A 17,805-nucleotide genomic window follows, 5' to 3' on the forward strand; every position below is an offset into this window, starting at 1 on the left:
GACCTGCACCGCAGCGTCCCGGAGGGGTGCCGCCCTAAGATCTGCGCATGACAGGTGATTTCAGGTCCGGGAGCGGCGCGGCGCACCCCGCGGCGCCGGGCGCGGCGGACGGCGTGCGCTGGGCGCCCGGCGACCGGATCCTCTGGCGCTACCGCGGCCACGAGCCCGGACTGGAGGGGCGGGTGCACATCGCCCGCCCGGTGACCGTCGTCCAGGACACCGACGAGCTGCTCGCGGTCTGGATGGCGCCCGGCACCGAATGCGTCAAGCCGGTGCTCGCCGACGGCACCTCCGTGCACGAGGAGCCCCTCGCCACCCGCTACACCGCCCCGCGCACCACCAGGCGGGCGCGCTGGTTCGGCACCGGGGTGCTCAAACTCGCCCGGCCCGGGGAGCCCTGGTCCGTATGGCTGTTCTGGGACCACGGCTGGGTGTTCAAGAACTGGTACGTGAACCTGGAGGAGCCCCGGACCCGCTGGTCCGGCGGGGTGGACTCGGTGGACCACTTCCTGGACATCGCCGTCCACCCGGACCGCGGCTGGAAGTGGCTGGACGAGGACGAGTTCGCACAGGCGCGGCGGATCGGGCTGATCGGCCCGGAACAGGCGCGGCGCGTGGAGGAGGCGGGCCGTGCGGCACTGGAGGTCGTCGAGGCCTGGGGGCCTCCGTTCTGCGACGGCTGGGAGGACTGGAGACCCGATCCCGCCTGGGAAGTTCCGGTTCTGCCCGAGGACTGGGACCGCACCCCGGCGCATATGACGTCATGAGACCCTTGATGCGCCCCCGGGGTTCAAACGTAGGATCGTCCTCCGCCGGTCGTACGCGGGGGGCCATCCCGGTCCCGCTTCCGTAAATGACCTGCGGCGACCGGGACTTGACCGGAGGTCGACGCGGAAGAAAGGTAACGAGCGGGACGCGGAACCCGGGGGTGGTGGTGCCCCCGCCGCTGAGCGGGTATACCGCGACTGACCGAGTTGAGTGCAGCGCACATCGAGCGCAAACGGACGGAATTCCACGCGTGACGGAGTACCCCACCTCCCAGGAGGGCCCGCAGCCCACCGTCGCCCCCGGCGGAGGTACGGACGAGCTCGGCCACGGCAAGGCCCCCATCGCGGCCGCCGAGGCCGTACGCACGCATGCCGACTTCCCGCGCCCGCGCGGCACCGCCGGCGAGGGCTCCTCCGGCCACGGCCCCGCGGACGCGGACCCCGAGGGCGCGCGGTCGCGTGACGGCGGGGCCGCCCGCAACGCGGGCCGGCCCGACGAGGCCGCCGCCGCGGCGGCCGGGACGCAGACGCTGCCGGGACCGGGCGCGGGCGGCCCGGGCCACGGCGCCGCCGAAGCGGGCACGGCCCGGCGCGAGGGCGACCGGCTGCGGTTCGTCGGCGCGGCCACGCGCCGCATCGCCCGCGGCATCGACCTCGACGAGATCGTGCTCGGCCTGTGCCGGGCGACCGTTCCCACCTTCTCCGACGCCATCCTCGTCTACCTGCGCGACCCGCTGCCCGTCGGCGACGAGCGGCCCGTCGGCCCGGTCGTTTTAAGGCTGCGCCGCACCGACCGGCTCCGGCCGATCGACGATCTGGGCCTGGCCGACGGCGGCGAGGCCGCCGGAGCCGCGGGGGGCGCCGGCGAACTCGACTTCAGCCAGCTGCCGCTGGTGGGCCCGCAGGGCGACCTGCCCGCGGCCGAGCTGTGCGAGATCCGGCCCGGCGGGGCCCTCGCCGAGGTGCTGCGCGGCGTACGGCCCGTGTTCGGGTCGGCCCCCGGCGCCCGCGACGCGCTGCCCGAACTGCTGGGCGCCGACCATCCGGTGCCGAGCGGCCAGCGGGCCATCCTCGCCCCGCTGCGGGGCCGCCGGCGCGTGATCGGCGCGGCGGTGTTCCTGCGCAGCCCGGACCGGGACGCCTTCGAGCAGAACGACCTGCTCGTCGCCGCCCAGCTGGCCACGCACACCGCGCTCGGCATCGACAAGGCCGTCCTCTACGGCCGCGAGGCCTACATCGCCGACGAGCTCCAGCGCACGATGCTGCCCGACGGCCTGCCCCAGCCCACCGGCGTGCGGCTGGCCTCGCGCTACCTGCCCGCCGCCGAGACGGCCCGGGTGGGCGGCGACTGGTACGACGCCATACCGCTGCCCGGCAGCCGGGTCGCGCTGGTCGTCGGCGACGTCATGGGCCACTCCATGACCTCCGCCGCGATCATGGGCCAGCTGCGCACCACCGCGCAGACCCTGGCCCAGCTGGACCTGCCCCCGGCCGAAGTGCTGCACCACCTGGACGAGCAGGCCCAGCGGCTCGGCTCCGACCGGATGGCCACCTGCCTGTACGCGGTCTACGACCCGGTCTCGCACCGGATCACCATCGCCAACGCCGGCCACCCGCCGCCGGTCCTGCTGCACCTGGGCGGCCGCGCCGAGGTGCTCCGCGTCCCGCCGGGCGCCCCCATCGGGGTCGGCGGGGTGGACTTCGAGGCCGTGGAGCTGGACGCCCCGGCCGGGGCCACGCTGCTGCTGTACACCGACGGGCTGGTGGAGTCCCGGCTGCGGGACGTGTGGACGGGCATCGACCAGCTGCGCGAACGGCTCGCCACCACCGCGCAGCTGACCGGGCTGGACCACTCGCCGCCGTTGGAGGCCCTCTGCGACGACGTGCTGGACATGCTCGGCCCGGGCGACCGGGACGACGACATCGCGCTGCTCGCGGCCCGCTTCGAGGGGATCGCGCCCAGTGACGTGGCGTACTGGTTCCTGGACCCGGAGGAGACCGCTCCGGGCCGGGCCCGGCGGTTCGCCCGGCGCGCCCTGGCCCGCTGGGGGCTGGAGGAGCTGAGCGACTCGCTGGAGCTGCTGGTCAGCGAGGTGGTCACGAACGCCGTCCGGTATGCCGAGCGGCCCGTGACCCTGCGCCTGCTGCGTACGGACGTGCTGCGCTGCGAGGTCGGCGACGACTCCCCGCAGCTGCCGCGCCAGCGCCGGGCCCGGGAGACCGACGAGGGCGGGCGCGGCCTGTTCCTCGTCAACCGCATGGCGCGGCGCTGGGGCGCGACCCGGCTGAGCAGCGGCAAGGTGGTCTGGTTCGAGCTCTCCCTGCCGGGGGCGCACGACCGGCGCTGAGCCGGGGGCCCACAGTCCCTCCTACGGAAAAACCGCCGCCCCGCAGCGTTCTCGCTGCGGGGCGGCGGTGTTCTCGTGCCTACTGCAACAGGCCCGGGCCGGGCGCCGGCGGCGTCGGCTTCTTCGTCGGCGGCTGCGGGTCACCCGTGGGCGAGGTCGGGTTCTTCGTCGGCGGGGTCGGGTTCTTCGACGAGGAGGACGGGTCCGGCTTGCCGGTGCCGCTGCCCGAGGGATCCGGGGTGCCCGAGGGTCGGGTGCCGGAGCTGGACGGCGTCGGGCTGACGGAGCCGGAGGGGCCGCTGGAGGGAACGGCGCTGCGGGTCGGGCCGACCGGGGTGCCCATCTTCGCGTCCGACAGGTCGAACTCGCCCGTGGTGACGCCCTTGAGCGCGGCCAGCGTGTAGGCCTGCCAGATCTGCGCGGGGAAGCTGGAACCGCCCGCACGGCCCTTGCCGGCCGTACCGGTCAGGGTGACCTGGCCGTGCGAGTTGGGGTCCTCGCCGAACATCGCGACGACGGTGACGAGCTCCGGGGTGTAACCGGTGAACCAGGCGGCCACGTTGGACTCGGTGGTACCGGTCTTGCCCGCGGCCTGGTAGGCGTCGCTGCGCACGGCCTTGCCGGAGCCGTCCTGGACCACGCCGGTCAGGACCTTGGTGACGGTGTCGGCGGTCTCGCGCTTGATGACCTGGGCGCCGATGGGGCTGACCGGCTTGAACTGGGCGTCGACGTGGTCGGCGCTCTTGACGATGGTCGGGGTGACCTTCTTGCCGTGGTTGCCGAAGGTGGCGTAGACGCCGGCCATCTCGACGGTGTTGGCGCTCATGGTGCCGAGCGACATGGCGGGCTTGTCGGCGGGCCAGCCGTCGCGGTCGCGCATGCCGAGGGATATGGCGGTCTTCTTCACCTCCTGCGGCTTGGCGTCCACGATCATCTGCGCGTACACCGAGTTCACGGAGGAGTTGGTGGCCTCCTGGACCGTGAGCATCGGGTCGCCGTAGTTGATGTCGTCCTGGTTCTGCGGGGCGAAGGGCGTGTCGCTGCCGACCACGGGGCGCTTGCTGGTGCCGTCGTAGAGGGCGTTCGGGGTGATCGGACGGCCGTCCTGGGTCTTCGCCCCGGTCTCCAGGGCGGTGGCCAGCACGACCGGCTTGAAGGTGGAGCCCGGCTGGTAGTCGGTGCGCAGGGCGTTGCTCTCGGCCTTCTCGGTCAGGCCCACGCCGCCGTACATGGCGACGATGTTCCCCGTCTTGGCGTCCACGGAGGTGGCGCCGGCCTGGACGCTCTGGTCCTGGGGGCGGTCCTTGACGTTCTTGCGGTCGAGCTTGGACTCCAGCTCCTCGTCGACGGCCTTCTCCAGCGCGGCCTGCTTCTTCTTGTCGATGTTGAGGGTGATCGTCCAGCCGCCGGCCGCGATGTCGGCCTCCTTGATGCCCTGGCGGCTCATCTCCGCCCGGGCGGCCTGCATCAGGTAGCCTTTCTGGCCGTCCATGCCGGGCTGCGGCTTGGGCTTGATGGGCTCCTGGAACTTCAGGGTGTCGCGCTTGGCCTTGTCGAGCTTGCCCATCTCGACCATGTTGTCGAGGACGGCGTTGAAGCGGATCAGGGCCAGCTTCTTGCCGTTGGGACCCGCGGTGGCCCAGTCGTACTGGCTGGGCGCCTGGATGACGGCGGCCAGGTAGGCGCCCTGCTCCAGGGTGAGCTTGTTGGAGTCCACGCCGTAGTAGGCCTGGGCGGCGGCCTGGATGCCGTAGGCGTTGCGGCCGTAGAAGTTGGTGTTCAGGTAGCCGGCGAGGATGTCGTCCTTCTCCATGCGCTGGTCGACCTTGAGGGAGATCACCATCTCGCGGAGCTTGCGGGTCGCCGACTGGTCCTGGGTCAGGTAGTAGTTCTTGACGTACTGCTGGGTGATCGTCGAACCGCCGGCCGTGCCCTTGCCGCGGAGGGTGTTGAAGACACCGCGGGCCACACCCACGAAGTCGACGCCCCGGTCTTTGTAGAAGGTCTTGTTCTCGATCGCGATGAAGGCCGTCCGGACGTCCTCCGGGATCTTGTCGATCGAGACGATCTCGCGGTTCATCTTGCCCGTACGGGCCATGACCGAGCCGTCGGCCCACTTGTAGGTGTTGCTCTGGAGGACCGCCGTCTTGTTCGGGTCGGTCGGCTCGTCCACGGAGAAGTAGAGGGCGACCGCGCCGGCTATGAGGAGCAGGATCCCGCCGAGGAAGGTCCCGAGGATGGTCTTCCAGGTGAAGAAGCGGCGTATGCCGCCGCGCTTCTTCCCGGTCGGCTTGTCCGCGCGCCCGGCGGCACGCCCGGTCGGCGCCTTCCGCCCACCGCGCTGCTGCTGCGCCCGTCGCGCATCTGCTCGGCCCATCGCTCCCGCTCCGCTCGATTACCCCCCCGACGTCAGCTCAGAAAACTAACACCGCAGGCTGTGACAAAGGTTGACTAACCCTGATCAATACCGGTCAATTCGGACGTGAGAATCAGCACCCACTCCAATGGAACCGACGCCCACGATGCCGGAAGGGTTGCGGTCACCGCAAAAAGTGATATCACTTTGCTAGGCGTTCCGGTCGACCGCGACCGGACGCGACCGACCAAACGGGGGTAATCCATGACAGCCACGATGACGGACGAACGACCTCTCGATGTACGGGAGTTCGCGGCGAACAGCGTCGGCGGCGGCCTCGCGCTGCTGTCGGGGCTGGTGGGGGCGGTGGCCGGGGCGGGCCTGATCGCCCTCGGTGCTTCGGCGGCCGCGACGGCGACGAAGGCGACCCTGATCCCGCTCGGCATCCTGCTGGTACTGGCCTCCGCGATGGCCATGAGCGGGCTGAACACGGTGGCTCCCGGCGAGGCCCGCGTGGTCCAGCTCTTCGGCCGCTACCGGGGCACGATCCGCACGGACGGGCTGCGCTGGGTCAACCCCCTGACCTCCCGCGAGAGGATCTCCACCCGCGTCCGCAACCACGAGACGGCGGTCCTGAAGGTCAACGACGCCTACGGCAACCCGATCGAGCTGGCGGCGGTCGTGGTGTGGCGGGTCGCCGACACCGCGCGGGCGGTCTTCGAGGTCGAGGACTTCACGGAGTTCGTCGAGACGCAGACCGAGGCAGCCGTCCGGCACATCGCGATCGAGTACCCCTACGACGCCCACGACGAGGGCGGCCTGTCGCTGCGCGGCAACGCCGAGGAGATCACCGAGAAGCTCGCGGCCGAGCTGGCCCTCCGGGTCGATGCGGCGGGCGTGGAGATCATAGAGTCCCGGTTCACCCACCTCGCGTACGCTCCGGAGATCGCCTCCGCGATGCTCCAGCGCCAGCAGGCCGGTGCGGTCGTGGCGGCCCGCAAGCAGATCGTCGAGGGCGCGGTGGGCATGGTGGAGCTCGCCCTGACCCGGCTGGCCGAGGAGGAGATCGTGGACCTGGACCCGGAGCGCAAGGCCGCCATGGTCTCCAACCTGATGGTGGTCCTCTGCGGCGACCGCGCGGCCCAGCCGGTCGTCAACACGGGCACCCTCTACCAGTGACCCCCGTCGGCGGCCCCCGGCCCGAGGACGCGGACGCGGACCCGGCGGGCGAGCCCAAGCCCGCCCGGGCCGGGCGGCAGGCGCGCAAGCAGGTGCTGCTGCGGCTCGACCCGCAGGTGTACGACGCCCTCGCGCGCTGGGCCGGCGAAGAACTGCGCAGCGCGAACGCGCAGATCGAGTTCCTGCTCCGCCGGGCCCTGTCCGAGTCCGGCCGCCTCCCGGGCGGCGCCGCCCCGATCCCGCCCCGCGGCCGCCCCCGCACCAACCGGGACACCTGACCGTCCCACCCCGGCCCCGGGCTCGGGCCCGGGCGCGACCCCGCGCCCGGGCCCCTTTGCGTCCACCTGCGCCCCCACCTGCGGAAACGAATCGACAGCGGATCTATACACCATGCGTATACACCCCGTGTATAGTCGCCGCCATGTCCATCGGCCACACCCTGCTCGGCCTCCTCGAGGCCGGCCCGCGCCACGGCTACGACCTCAAGCGCGCCTTCGACGAAACCTTCGGCCACGACCGGCCCCTCGCCTACGGGCAGGTCTACTCGACCATGTCCCGCCTCCTGAAGAACGGCCTCGTGGAGGTCGACGGGATCGAGAGCGGCGGCGGTCCCGACCGCAAGCGGTACGCCATCACCGACGCCGGGATCACCGACGTCGAGCACTGGCTCGCCGAACCCGAGAAGCCCGAGCCCTACCTCCATTCCACCCTCTACACGAAGGTGGTCCTCGCCCTGCTCACCGGCCGCAGCGCGAGCGGACTGCTGGACACCCAGCGGGCCGAACACCTGCGCCTGATGCGCATCCTGACGCAGCGCAAGCGCAAGGGCGACCTCGCCGACCAGCTGGTCTGCGACCACGCCCTGTTCCACCTGGAGGCCGACCTGCGCTGGCTCGAACTCACCTCCGCCCGCCTGGACCAGCTCGCCCGGGAGGTACGACGATGACCCCGGCGGGATCCCTCCTCATAGGCGCCGGCCTGCGCAAGGCGTACGGCACCGCCAAGGCCCTCGACGGCGCCGACTTCTCCATCCACCCCGGCGAGGTCGTCGCCGTCATGGGCCCCTCCGGCTCCGGCAAGTCCACGCTCCTGCACTGCCTCGCCGGGATCGTCGCGCCCGACTCCGGCACCGTCACCTACGACGGCCGCGACCTCACCGCCCTGGGCGATGCCGAGCGCAGTGCCCTGCGCCGCAGCCAGTTCGGCTTCGTCTTCCAGTTCGGGCAGCTCGTCCCCGAACTGACCTGCGTGGAGAACGTCGCCCTGCCGCTGCGCCTGGCCGGCGTCCGGCGCAAGGAGGCCGAGGCGACCGCCCTGGGCTGGATGGAGCGGCTCCAGGTCGAGGACATCGGCGCCCAGCGCCCCGGCGAGGTCAGCGGCGGCCAGGGCCAGCGCGTGGCCGTGGCCCGCGCCCTGGTCACCCGGCCCCGGGTGGTCTTCGCGGACGAGCCCACCGGCGCCCTGGACTCCCTCAACGGCGAACTGGTGATGCAGTTGCTCACCGAGGCCGCCCGGGCCGCGAGCGCCGCCGTCGTCCTGGTCACCCACGAGACCCGGGTGGCCGCCTACTCCGACCGGGAGATCGTGGTGCGCGACGGACGGTCGCGGGACATGGAGCACGCCCTGTGAGCGCCCTCCGGACCTGGGCCCGGGACCTCGCGCTCGGGGCCCGCTTCGCCTTCGGCGGCGGACGGCGGGGCTGGACCCGCACCCTGCTCACCGGCGTGGGCGTGGGCCTCGGCGTCGCGCTGCTGCTGATCGGCACCGCGGTGCCGGGGGCGCTGACCGCCCGCCATGAACGCGAGGACGCCCGTTCCCTCCTGGGCGCCACCACGGCCGACGTGCCCGGCCGGGACACCCTGCTGGCCGCCCGCGTCGACCAGACGTACCGCCGGCAGGAGATCAGTGGTCTGATGCTGCGCGCGGAGGGCCCCGACGCGCCCGTCCCGCCGGGGCTGAAGTCCCTCCCGAAGCCCGGTGAGATGGCGGTCTCCCCCGCCCTGGAGAAGCTGCTCGCCTCCCCCGAGGGGGCGGAGCTGCGCGAGCGCCTCGGGGCCCGGATCACGGCGACCGTCGCCGACCGGGGCCTGACCGGCCCGGCCGAACTCCGCTTCTACCTGGGCGGCGACTCCCTCCAGAAAGGGGGACCGGGCGACCACCGGGTCCAGCGGATCACCGCCTTCGCGGGGGATCCGGAGCCCCGGGAGCTCGACCGGGTGCTGATGCTGCTGGTCGTCCTGGCCTTCGTGGCGCTGCTGGCACCCGTCGCCGTCTTCATCGCCGCCGCCGTCCGCTTCGGCGGGGAGCGGCGCGACCAGCGGCTCGCCGCGCTGCGCCTGGTGGGCGCCGACGGCCGCACGGTCCGCCGGATCGCGGCCGGCGAGGCCCTGTGCGGGGCGCTGGTCGGGCTGGTGCTCGGCGCGGGCTTCTTCCTGGCCGGCCGCGGCCTCGTCGGATCCCTCTCGTTCCGGCAGCGCAGCGTCTTCCCGCAGGACCTGGCCCCCTCCGCGTGGCTGCTCCTGCTGGTGGCGCTGGCGGTCCCGGCGGCCGCCGTGGCCGTCACCGTCCCCGCCCTGCGGCGGGTGGTCATCGAGCCGCTGGGCGTCGCACGGACGGTGGCGCCGCGTCGGCGCCGCGTCTGGTGGCGGCTGCTGCTGCCCCTGGCCGGGCTGGGCCTGCTCGTCCCGCTGGGCAGGAGGAGCGAAGGGCACCGCGGCTTCGACCGGTGGCAGGCCGGCGGCGGCGTACTGCTGCTGCTGGTCGCCGTCACCGTCCTGCTGCCGTGGCTGCTGGAACGGGTCGTCGGACGGCTCTCGGGCGGACCGGTCTCCTGGCAGCTGGCCGTCCGCCGGCTCCAGGTCGACAGCGGCGGCGCCGCGCGCATGGTCAACGGCATCGCGGTGGCGGTGGCCGGGGTCATCGCCCTCCAGATGGTCTTCACGGGCGTCGAGGAGGACTACGAGCGGCCCACCGGCCAGGCCTCCGGCCGCGCGGCCGTGTCCGTCGTGATGCACCTGGGCACCGAATCCCGCCTCGAAGCCCTCGCCGGGAAGCTCGCCGCGACGCCGGGCGTCATCCGCGCCGTCCCCCTGACCGACTTCCAGGCGGCGCGCAGCACACCAGCCGACGGCGAGACCGTCCGCGGGACCGTCGGCACCTGCGACGCGCTGCGGGAGGTCGCCGACATCGGGGCCTGCGCCGAGGGCGACGCGTTCGTCCTGTCCGGCGGCGGCCTGTCCCCCACCGGTGAACCGCTGGCCCCCACGCCCGGCGAGCGCCTCTACGCGGGCAACATCACCTCGTACGGCGCCCGGGAAATGCCCGCGCAGAAGCCCGTCGAGTGGACCGTCCCCGCGGGCGCCCGCACGGTGCGGCCCATCCTGGACCCGGCGGGCAACCTCCGCGAGGGAGTGCTCGTCACTCCCTCGGCCGCCCCCCGCGACATGGGCAGCTGGCCGTCCGCCCAGGTCTATCTCCAGACCGGCGGGCCCCGGCCCGACACCCTCGACCGGATCCGCACGACGGTGTTCAGGGCGGAGCCCCTCGCGACGGCGATCCCCCTGGGGGAGAGCGCCGAGGACACCTCGTACGCGACGATCCGGACCGGGCTCTTCTTCGGCGCCGCGGGCCTGCTGGTGCTCATCGGCACGAGCCTGCTGGTCGCGCAGCTGGAGCAGCTGCGCGAGCGGCGGCGCCTGCTGGCCGTGCTGGTCGCCTTCGGCACCCCGCGGGGCACTCTGGGGCTGTCCGTGCTGTGGCAGACGGCCCTGCCGATCGCCCTCGGGCTGGCGCTGGCGACCGGCGCGGGCCTCTCTCTCGGATCGGCCCTGCTGTGGGTCGCGGACCGGCCGGTGCACGTCGACTGGGTCTCCGTGCTGTCCCTGGCCGGGGCCGGGGCGGGCGTGGTCGCGCTGGTCACCCTGCTGAGTCTGCCGCCCCTGCTGCGCCTGACGCGCCCGGACGGCCTGCGCACGGAGTGACCCCCGCGCCCGTGCGAGGGCAGTCGCGCCCGCTCCCTCCGGGTCCCGCCGCTCAGTCGGTGGGCCACACCGGGAGTGGGCGCACCGCCTCGCGCAGCGCGCCCGCGATGGCCCGGAACTCCTCCTGCCGGGCGGTCCCGGTCCGCATGGCCAGCGCGATCCGCCGCGAGGGGGCCGGCTCGGCGAAGTACCCGGTGGCCAGGGCCTCGTTGCGGGCCGTCTCCAGCCGCAGCGCGGTGCGCGGCAGCAGGGTCACCCCGAGCCCGCCGGCGACCAGCTGGACCAGCGTGGAGAGCCCGGCGGCTGTGGTGGTGACGTCCGCGCCGGCGGTGCGCCCGGCCTCCCGGCAGATGTCCAGGGCCTGGTCGCGCAGGCAGTGCCCCTCGTCCAGCAACAGCAGCTGGAGACCCCGCAGTTCCTCGCGCGGGATGTCCCTGCGGCCGGCCAGCGGGTGCTCGCGGGGGGCCAGCAGCACGAAGTCCTCGTCGAAGAGCGGCAGTTCGCTCACACCGGGTACGCCCAGCGGCACCGCGAGCAGCAGCAGGTCCAGGCGTCCGGCGGCCAGCCCTTCCAGCAGGGAGGCCGTCTGCTCCTCGTGGACCTGGAGGTCCATGCGCGGGTAGCGCCGGTGGAAGAGCCCGAGCACGGTCGGCAGCAGGTACGGGGCCACGGTCGGGATGACCCCGAGACGCAGCACGCCGGTGAAGGGTGCCCGGACCGCCTCGGCCTCCTCCAGCAGCCCGCCCAGCGCGTCGAGCACGCCCCGCGCCCGGACCGCGATCCGCTCGCCCGCCGGGGAGAGCAGCACCTTGCGGGTGGTGCGCTCCAGCAGCTGCACCCCGAGGGCCTCCTCCAGCGCGGAGACGGCGCCGGAGAGCGCGGGCTGGCTCATCCCGATCGCCGCGGCGGCGTCCCGGAAGTGCAGGTGCTCCGCCACCGCCGCGAAGGCGCGAAGCTGCGCCAGCGTCGGCTGCTTCTGTCCTCTACTACTCACAGCCACTGATAGGTACCTCCGATCACCCATCACAAGACTAGCTATTTCCCTAATCAATGCAGCTGTGCCAGCATGTGAGATCAGTCCAACCCCCTCGGAAAGCCCCCAAAAGGGTCTCTTTCCATTCCGCAAGGAGAGTTCGTGCTCACTGTCGGTGACAAGTTCCCCAGCTACGACCTGACCGCCTGCGTCTCGCTCGAAGCCGGCAAGGAGTTCGCGCAGATCGACCAGAAGACCTACGAGGGCAAGTGGCGCGTCGTCTTCTTCTGGCCCGCTGACTTCACCTTCGTGTGCCCCACCGAGATCGCCGCGTTCGGCAAGCTGAACGACGAGTTCCTCGACCGCGACGCCCAGATCCTCGGCGTCTCCGGCGACTCGGAGTACGTCCACCACGCCTGGCGCAAGGACCACGCCGACCTGCGCGACCTGCCCTTCCCGATGCTGGCCGACTCCAAGCACGAGCTGATGCAGGCCTGCGGCATCCAGAGCGAGGACGGCTTCGCGCAGCGCGCCGTCTTCATCGTGGACCCGAACAACGAGATCCAGTTCTCGATGGTGACCGCCGGTTCCGTGGGCCGTAACCCCAAGGAGGTCCTGCGGGTCCTCGACGCCCTGCAGACCGACGAGCTGTGCCCCTGCAACTGGAACAAGGGCGACGACACCCTGAACGCCGGCGCCCTGCTGGCCGGTGAGTGACGGATGTCCCTCGACACCCTCAAGTCCGCCATACCGGACTTCGCCAAGGACCTGAAGCTGAACCTCGGCTCGGTCATCGGCAACCAGGACACCCTCACCCAGCAGCAGCTGTGGGGCACCGTCCTGTCCTGCGCGATCGCCGCCCGCTCCCCGCGCGTCCTGCGTGAGCTGGAGCCCGAGGCGAAGGCCGCACTGTCCCCGGAGGCGTACACCGCCGCCAAGTCCGCCGCTGCGGTCATGGCGATGAACAACGTCTTCTACCGGACCCGGCACCTGCTCTCCGACCCGGAGTACGGCGCGCTGCGCGCGGGCCTGCGGATGAACGTCATCGGCAACCCGGGCGTGGAGAAGGTGGACTTCGAGCTCTGGTCGCTCGCGGTCTCCGCCGTCAACGGCTGCGGCCAGTGCCTGGACTCGCACGAGCAGGTCCTGCGCAAGGCGGGCGTGGACCGCGAGACGGTCCAGGAGGCCTTCAAGATCGCTTCGGTGATCCAGGCCGTCGCCGTCACCCTCGACGCCGAAGCGGCCCTGGCCGCCGAGTAGTCGCCCGTACGGGTGGACCCCGTACGCCCCCCTCCGCGCCCCCGCGGCCTTCCCGGCCGCGGGGGCGCGGTGCGTTCGCGGGGGCTACCGCCGGAGCCGGTCCATGAGGGCCCGCACGTCCTCGGCCATCGCGGCCCTGACGGCGTCCCCGTCGACGTCGCTGCCGCCGCCGTCCCGGCGGCCCCACCAGCGGACGGTGACGGTGAAGACCGCCCCGCCGTCCAGCACCTGGAGCCGGGGCGCCTGCACCCCGCCCGAGAACAGCGCCCGCTCGCCCAGCCCGGACACCCGCTCGGCCTCGGTGGGCGGCGAGCTCCCGAACGGGTCCAGCACCGGATCCGCGCCGAACTCGGGCTCCGGGTCCGCCTTCTTGTGCAGCTCGACCAGCACCGAGGCCTGATGGCTGAAGTCCTGCCCGACTCTGGACCCGGCGGCCAAGCAGTACGACCAGTCCAGCGCGGGCGCCTCCCCATGGCTGGGCATGCCCGCGCCCAGGTTGCCGAGGGCGGCGCCGACCGCTTTCAGCGGGGTCTCCGTGCACAGCTGCTCGCTGTGCCGGTAGCGGATCGGGGGCCCGGCCGCGGCGTAACGTTCCTGCACGACCAGGGCGCCGGAGAACACCACGGAGGCCGCGACCGCCCCGCCCAAGGCCCAGCGCCAGGGCGCCGCCCGTAAGGACCGGGCGCGCCCACCCGGCTCGGCGGTGTCGGGGGTGTCCGCGACCGTGTCCGAGGCCCACTCCCCCTCGAGCTCGGGCTCGCCGATCACTCCCCGCCCTCCCACGGGGACGACAGCGCCACGGTGGAGCCGTGCGGTCCGGGGCCGGACGCGCCGGGGGTGAGACGGCGTTCACGGGAGTACGCGCGCAGGTAGACGACCACGGTGTTGGTGACGGCGACCAGTGGCACGGCCACCACCGCGCCCCCGATGCCGGCGATCATCCCGCCGGCCGCGACCGACAGCACCACGGCGAGCGGGTGGACCCGTACGGCCCGGCCCAGGATGAAGGGCTGGAGCACGTGCCCCTCGATCTGCTGGACGGCCAGGACCACGAGCAGCACCATCAGCGCGGTGAACGGTCCCTGGGTCACCAGGGCCACGACCACGGCGAGGGCGCCGGAGACCACCGCGCCGACGAGCGGGATGAAGGCGAACAGGAAGATGAACACGGCGAGCGGCACCGCCATCGGCACCTTGAGGAAGTACAGGCCGAGGCCGATGAAGACGGCGTCGATCAGCGCGACGAGGACCGTGCCGCGCACGTACGCGGTCAGCGTGCGCCAGGCGCGCGGACCGGCTCCGGCGACGCCGGGGCGGGCGGGGGACGGGACCAGGCCGAGCACCCAGTTCCAGATCTTCTGGCCGTCGTAGAGCAGGAACAGCGTCGAGAACATCGCGAGCAGCATGCCCGTGAGCACCTCGACGAGCACCGTCACGCCCTGGAGGCCGGCGGAGGTGATCTCCTCGGTGTTGGTGCCGATGGTCTCGCTGAGGTTCTTCGCGATGTCGTTGATCTGCTTCTCGGTCACGTGGAACGGACTGTCCAGTGCCCAGCTCTTGAGCTCGTTGATGCCCTCGCGCAGCCGGTTGGAGAGGTCGTCGAGGTTCTCCATGACCTGCCAGACCACGAACCAGCCGACCAGCCCGATGACGACGAACCCGAGGATCGCGGTGACGGCGGTGGCCAGGCCCCGCGGCAGCCCGATCCGGCGCAGCCGGACCACGAACGGCTGGAGCAGGGCGGTGACGAGCAGGGCTGCGGCGAAGGCGAGGACGACCAGGCGGACCTCGCTGATCACCTTCATCAGCACCCAGACCATCCCGGCGAGCAGGAGCAGCCGCCAGCTGGCCTCGGCGGCGACGCGCACCCCCCACGGGATGACGGCCGCGGGGTCGGGCCGCACGGGCGGCGGGAGCTCCTCGAACGCGGCCGCGGCGGGGGCCTGCGCCTCGGAGGCCGGGTCCGCCGACGGCTCCACGTCGGCCGAGGCCTCCGCCTCGACCTCCGCCCGCCGCTCGTCCAGGCGCGCCTCCATCCGGCTCAGCCCTCTGCCGAGCCGGCCGAGCCAGCCCGTCCTCTTCGCCATGTCGTTCCTTTCCCCCCGCCCTGCGGTCAGACCTCGCACGACCGTACACGCGCGGAACCCCACACCGTAGGACGGTGTGGGGTTCCCCGAGGTTGTGCGCGGGCGTCTCCGCCCGGCCTCTAGTACCAGCCGTTGGCCTGGTGGAAGCTCCAGGCGCTGCAGGGGCTGCCGTAGCGCTCGTTCATGTATCCCAGGCCCCACTTGATCTGCGTGGCCGGGTTGGTGCGCCAGTCCGAGCCGGCCGAGGCCATCTTCGAACCGGGCAGCGCCTGGACCAGGCCGTAGGCGCCCGAAGAGGAGTTCACGGCCTGGTAGTTCCAGGTGGATTCCTCGTTGATGATGTTGGAGAAGCACTGGAACTGGCCCGAGGGGACCAGCTGCCGGGCGATGTCCTTGACCTGGGCGATCGTGTAGGAGCCCTGGACCGGGAAGTCGCCGGCGTCGCGCGTGGCCGAGCGGCTGGCGATGCCCTCCGCGGCGTCGCGCTCGTCCTTGAGCTTCTTGGCGTCCGCGTCCTTCTTTTCCTGCTCCGCCTTCTCGGCCTCGGCCTTCTTGGACTTGGCGTCCTCGGCGGCCTGGATGCGGGCGGCCTCCTCCGCCGAGCGCTTGGCGTCGGCGTCGGCGGCGTGGGCGATGGCGTCGGCCTGCTGGGTCAGGGACCCGCTCTGGACCTGGGCCTGCTCGCCGACCGGAATGTCCTGGAGGAGCGTCGCTCCGGACGCGGTCGTCTCGAGGTCGTTCGAGGTGGCGGCATCGCCAGTGGCGACGCCGACGACTGCGCCGACGGTGGTGACCGCGGTGGCCGAAGCCACTGCGAACCCCCGGACCGAGATCCGGCTCACACGGTGTCCTTCCAGCAGCGTCCGCAGTGACCGCGCGGGCGCAAGAGTGCCCCTTCGACACTGGACTCCGTGGTGTTCTGGTCACTGGAGACACGGGCCCGTGGACAACTCCCTTGCGGGGGCTGCCGCGTGAAACCGGGCGGCATACGGTCAACGGCTGTGGAGTTGTGGTGCTGCGCGTATCGCCAACCGGAGATACAGAGGTGCCGTATGCGGGGCCTGACGGAAAACAGACTCTGCCGGACCTCGACGCCGCAAGGCAATTCCACGTTGCGTGGGAAACGTCACACCAGGCATGTCGCCGCTGATTTCGAGAAAGGCCTGTGCGGAAGGGCGCCGTCCGGCTAGGCTCCTGCGCCTTTGCCGGACGGCGCCAACTCACCGTCCCGTTCTGGGGGATTTGACCCTTACGGGCCCTCCTCGCACCCCCTGGGCGATCAGAGCGATTCGAGCATCTCCGTGACGAGCGCGGCGATCGGGGAGCGCTCGGAGCGGGTGAGCGTGACGTGGGCGAAGAGCGGATGCCCCTTCAGCTTCTCAACGACGGCGACCACTCCGTCGTACCGGCCGACCCGGAGATTGTCCCGCTGGGCCACGTCATGGGTCAGAACGACCCGCGAATTGGACCCGATACGGGACAGAACGGTCAGCAGGACGTTGCGCTCCAGGGACTGCGCCTCGTCCACGATGACGAACGCGTCGTGGAGCGAGCGGCCGCGGATGTGCGTGAGCGGCAGGACCTCCAGCATCCCGCGGTTCAGCACCTCCTCGATGACCTCGCGCCCGGCCACCGAGGAGAGGGTGTCGAACACCGCCTGCGCCCAGGGACTCATCTTCTCGGAGGCGTCCCCGGGCAGGTAGCCGAGGTCCTGGCCGCCCACCGCGTACAGCGGCCGGAAGACCATCACCTTCTGGTGCTGCCGGCGCTCCAGGACCGCCTCCAGGCCCGCGCACAGCGCCAGCGCCGACTTGCCCGTGCCGGCCCGGCCGCCCATCGAGATGATGCCGATCTCCGGGTCGAGCAGGAGGTCCAGGGCGATGCGCTGTTCGGCGCTGCGGCCGTGCAGCCCGAAGGCGTCGCGGTCGCCCCGTACGAGCCTGACGTTGCCGTCGGCGGTGACCCGGCCCAGGGCCTTGCCGCGCTCGGACTGGAGGATCAGGCCGGTGTGCACCGGCAGTTCGGCCGCCTCCGGGACGTAGAGGCGCTCCTCGGAGTAGAGGAGGTCCACCTGCTCCCCGGAGAGGGCCAGCTCGCTCATGCCGGTCCAGCCGGCATCGGTGATGGCCAGCTCCGCCCGGTACTCCTCGGCGAGCAGACCCACGGACGAGGCCTTGATGCGCAGCGGGAGGTCCTTGGAGACGACCGTGACGTCGTAGCCCTCGGCCTGGAGGTTGCGGGCGACCGCCAGGATGCGCGAGTCGTTGTCCCCCTGCCTGAATCCCGCCGGCAGGACGCCGGGGTCGGAGTGGTTGAGCTCGACGCGCAGGGTTCCGCCCAGATCGCCCAGCGGGATGGGGGCGTCGAGGCGGCCGTGGCGAACCCGGAAGTCGTCGAGCAGGCGCAGGGCCTGACGGGCGAAGTAGCCGAGCTCGGGATGGTGCCTCTTCGCCTCCAGCTCGGTGATCACCACGATCGGGAGCACGACCTCGTGCTCGTCGAAGCGGGAGATCGCGTTGGGGTCTGCCAGCAGGACGCTGGTGTCGAGGACGTAGGTCCGCCTGTCGGACAGGCGGCGCTTTGTGCTGGTCACCACGGAAGGACGTACCCCCTCGGAAGAGGTCGGGCCATGAAGACCGGACCGGTCAACGGCGCCTGTGCCAGGGCCGCTTTCCGGCCCTCCATTCCGTCCGTGCGAACCGCACGCTCGTCCTGGTGCAAAGGGCCTCCCGGGCGGACGGCCCTGTGCCGTCCGCTGAGACTCGACACCCGTGGATCGGGCGTCGACCTGCAAGGCTTATGCCCTTGAACGGGGGCGCCCATGCCATGGCATATGACGGACGCTCGGTGAACCC

15 protein-coding genes are annotated in these 17,805 nt (G+C 72.3%); 9 read left to right on the top strand and 6 right to left on the bottom strand.

Annotation, left to right across the window (positions count from 1 at the left end):
* The first annotated feature begins 47 nt into the window (after positions 1–47).
* A complete protein-coding gene (locus tag ACFY15_RS03450) occupies positions 48–767 on the top strand; it encodes a DUF402 domain-containing protein (protein ID WP_390685143.1) in 720 nt (239 codons plus the stop codon).
* Positions 768–1,018: 251 nt separating this feature from the next.
* On the top strand, positions 1,019–3,115 hold the full coding sequence (locus ACFY15_RS03455) for a SpoIIE family protein phosphatase (protein WP_390824926.1): 2,097 nt from the start codon (positions 1,019–1,021) through the stop codon (positions 3,113–3,115).
* 79 nt (positions 3,116–3,194) lie between these two features.
* Here the strand turns inward: ACFY15_RS03455 and ACFY15_RS03460 are convergent, their stop codons facing one another.
* On the bottom strand, positions 3,195–5,492 hold the full coding sequence (locus ACFY15_RS03460; protein ID WP_390824927.1) for a transglycosylase domain-containing protein: 2,298 nt from the start codon (positions 5,490–5,492) through the stop codon (positions 3,195–3,197).
* Positions 5,493–5,735: 243 nt separating this feature from the next.
* Between ACFY15_RS03460 and ACFY15_RS03465 the strand changes: the two genes are divergently transcribed.
* The 5 genes from ACFY15_RS03465 to ACFY15_RS03485 all read left to right on the top strand — a co-directional run bounded on the left by ACFY15_RS03465 (position 5,736) and on the right by ACFY15_RS03485 (position 10,630).
* Complete coding sequence (locus ACFY15_RS03465) at positions 5,736–6,650, top strand: SPFH domain-containing protein (RefSeq protein WP_390824928.1); 915 nt, start codon at positions 5,736–5,738, stop codon at positions 6,648–6,650.
* Positions 6,647–6,928 carry a hypothetical protein gene (locus tag ACFY15_RS03470; protein ID WP_390824929.1) on the top strand — a complete coding sequence of 94 codons (282 nt, stop codon included), beginning with the start codon at positions 6,647–6,649 and terminating at the stop codon, positions 6,926–6,928. Before ACFY15_RS03465 ends, ACFY15_RS03470 begins: the two co-directional genes overlap by 4 nt.
* A gap of 143 nt (positions 6,929–7,071) precedes the next feature.
* Positions 7,072–7,596 (top strand): PadR family transcriptional regulator, encoded by a 525-nt coding sequence (locus tag ACFY15_RS03475; protein WP_390685138.1) that lies wholly within the window; start codon positions 7,072–7,074, stop codon positions 7,594–7,596.
* Positions 7,593–8,279, top strand: coding sequence for an ABC transporter ATP-binding protein (locus ACFY15_RS03480; RefSeq protein ID WP_390685137.1), 687 nt, complete (start codon positions 7,593–7,595; stop codon positions 8,277–8,279). Before ACFY15_RS03475 ends, ACFY15_RS03480 begins: the two co-directional genes overlap by 4 nt.
* Complete coding sequence (locus ACFY15_RS03485; RefSeq protein ID WP_390824930.1) at positions 8,276–10,630, top strand: ABC transporter permease; 2,355 nt, start codon at positions 8,276–8,278, stop codon at positions 10,628–10,630. The genes ACFY15_RS03480 and ACFY15_RS03485 overlap by 4 nt, the downstream gene beginning before the upstream one ends.
* A gap of 52 nt (positions 10,631–10,682) precedes the next feature.
* Here ACFY15_RS03485 and ACFY15_RS03490 read toward each other — a convergent pair whose 3' ends face one another.
* Entirely contained in the window at positions 10,683–11,654 is a 972-nt protein-coding gene (locus ACFY15_RS03490; protein ID WP_390824931.1) for a hydrogen peroxide-inducible genes activator, read from the bottom strand.
* Between the two features lie 111 nt (positions 11,655–11,765).
* On the opposite strand from ACFY15_RS03490, the gene ACFY15_RS03495 reads away from it, so the two are divergent.
* Together ACFY15_RS03495 and ACFY15_RS03500 are read left to right on the top strand one after the other, a co-directional pair.
* Positions 11,766–12,320, top strand: coding sequence for a peroxiredoxin (locus ACFY15_RS03495; protein WP_390685135.1), 555 nt, complete (start codon positions 11,766–11,768; stop codon positions 12,318–12,320).
* 3 nt (positions 12,321–12,323) lie between these two features.
* Entirely contained in the window at positions 12,324–12,863 is a 540-nt protein-coding gene (locus ACFY15_RS03500) for an alkyl hydroperoxide reductase (RefSeq protein ID WP_390824932.1), read from the top strand.
* Positions 12,864–12,947: 84 nt separating this feature from the next.
* Here ACFY15_RS03500 and ACFY15_RS03505 read toward each other — a convergent pair whose 3' ends face one another.
* The 4 genes from ACFY15_RS03505 to ACFY15_RS03520 all read right to left on the bottom strand — a co-directional run bounded on the left by ACFY15_RS03505 (position 12,948) and on the right by ACFY15_RS03520 (position 17,546).
* Positions 12,948–13,631 (bottom strand): hypothetical protein, encoded by a 684-nt coding sequence (locus ACFY15_RS03505; RefSeq protein WP_390824933.1) that lies wholly within the window; start codon positions 13,629–13,631, stop codon positions 12,948–12,950.
* Positions 13,628–14,950 (bottom strand): AI-2E family transporter, encoded by a 1,323-nt coding sequence (locus ACFY15_RS03510; RefSeq protein WP_390824934.1) that lies wholly within the window; start codon positions 14,948–14,950, stop codon positions 13,628–13,630. Before ACFY15_RS03510 ends, ACFY15_RS03505 begins: the two co-directional genes overlap by 4 nt.
* A 119-nt stretch (positions 14,951–15,069) precedes the next feature.
* Positions 15,070–15,792 carry a transglycosylase SLT domain-containing protein gene (locus tag ACFY15_RS03515; protein ID WP_390685131.1) on the bottom strand — a complete coding sequence of 241 codons (723 nt, stop codon included), beginning with the start codon at positions 15,790–15,792 and terminating at the stop codon, positions 15,070–15,072.
* A 437-nt stretch (positions 15,793–16,229) separates the two neighbouring features.
* Positions 16,230–17,546 carry a PhoH family protein gene (locus ACFY15_RS03520; RefSeq protein ID WP_366454560.1) on the bottom strand — a complete coding sequence of 439 codons (1,317 nt, stop codon included), beginning with the start codon at positions 17,544–17,546 and terminating at the stop codon, positions 16,230–16,232.
* Positions 17,547–17,805: the final 259 nt, after the last annotated feature.

The organism is Streptomyces sp. NPDC001373, assembly GCF_042895815.1.
GTDB lineage: Bacteria > Actinomycetota > Actinomycetes > Streptomycetales > Streptomycetaceae > Streptomyces.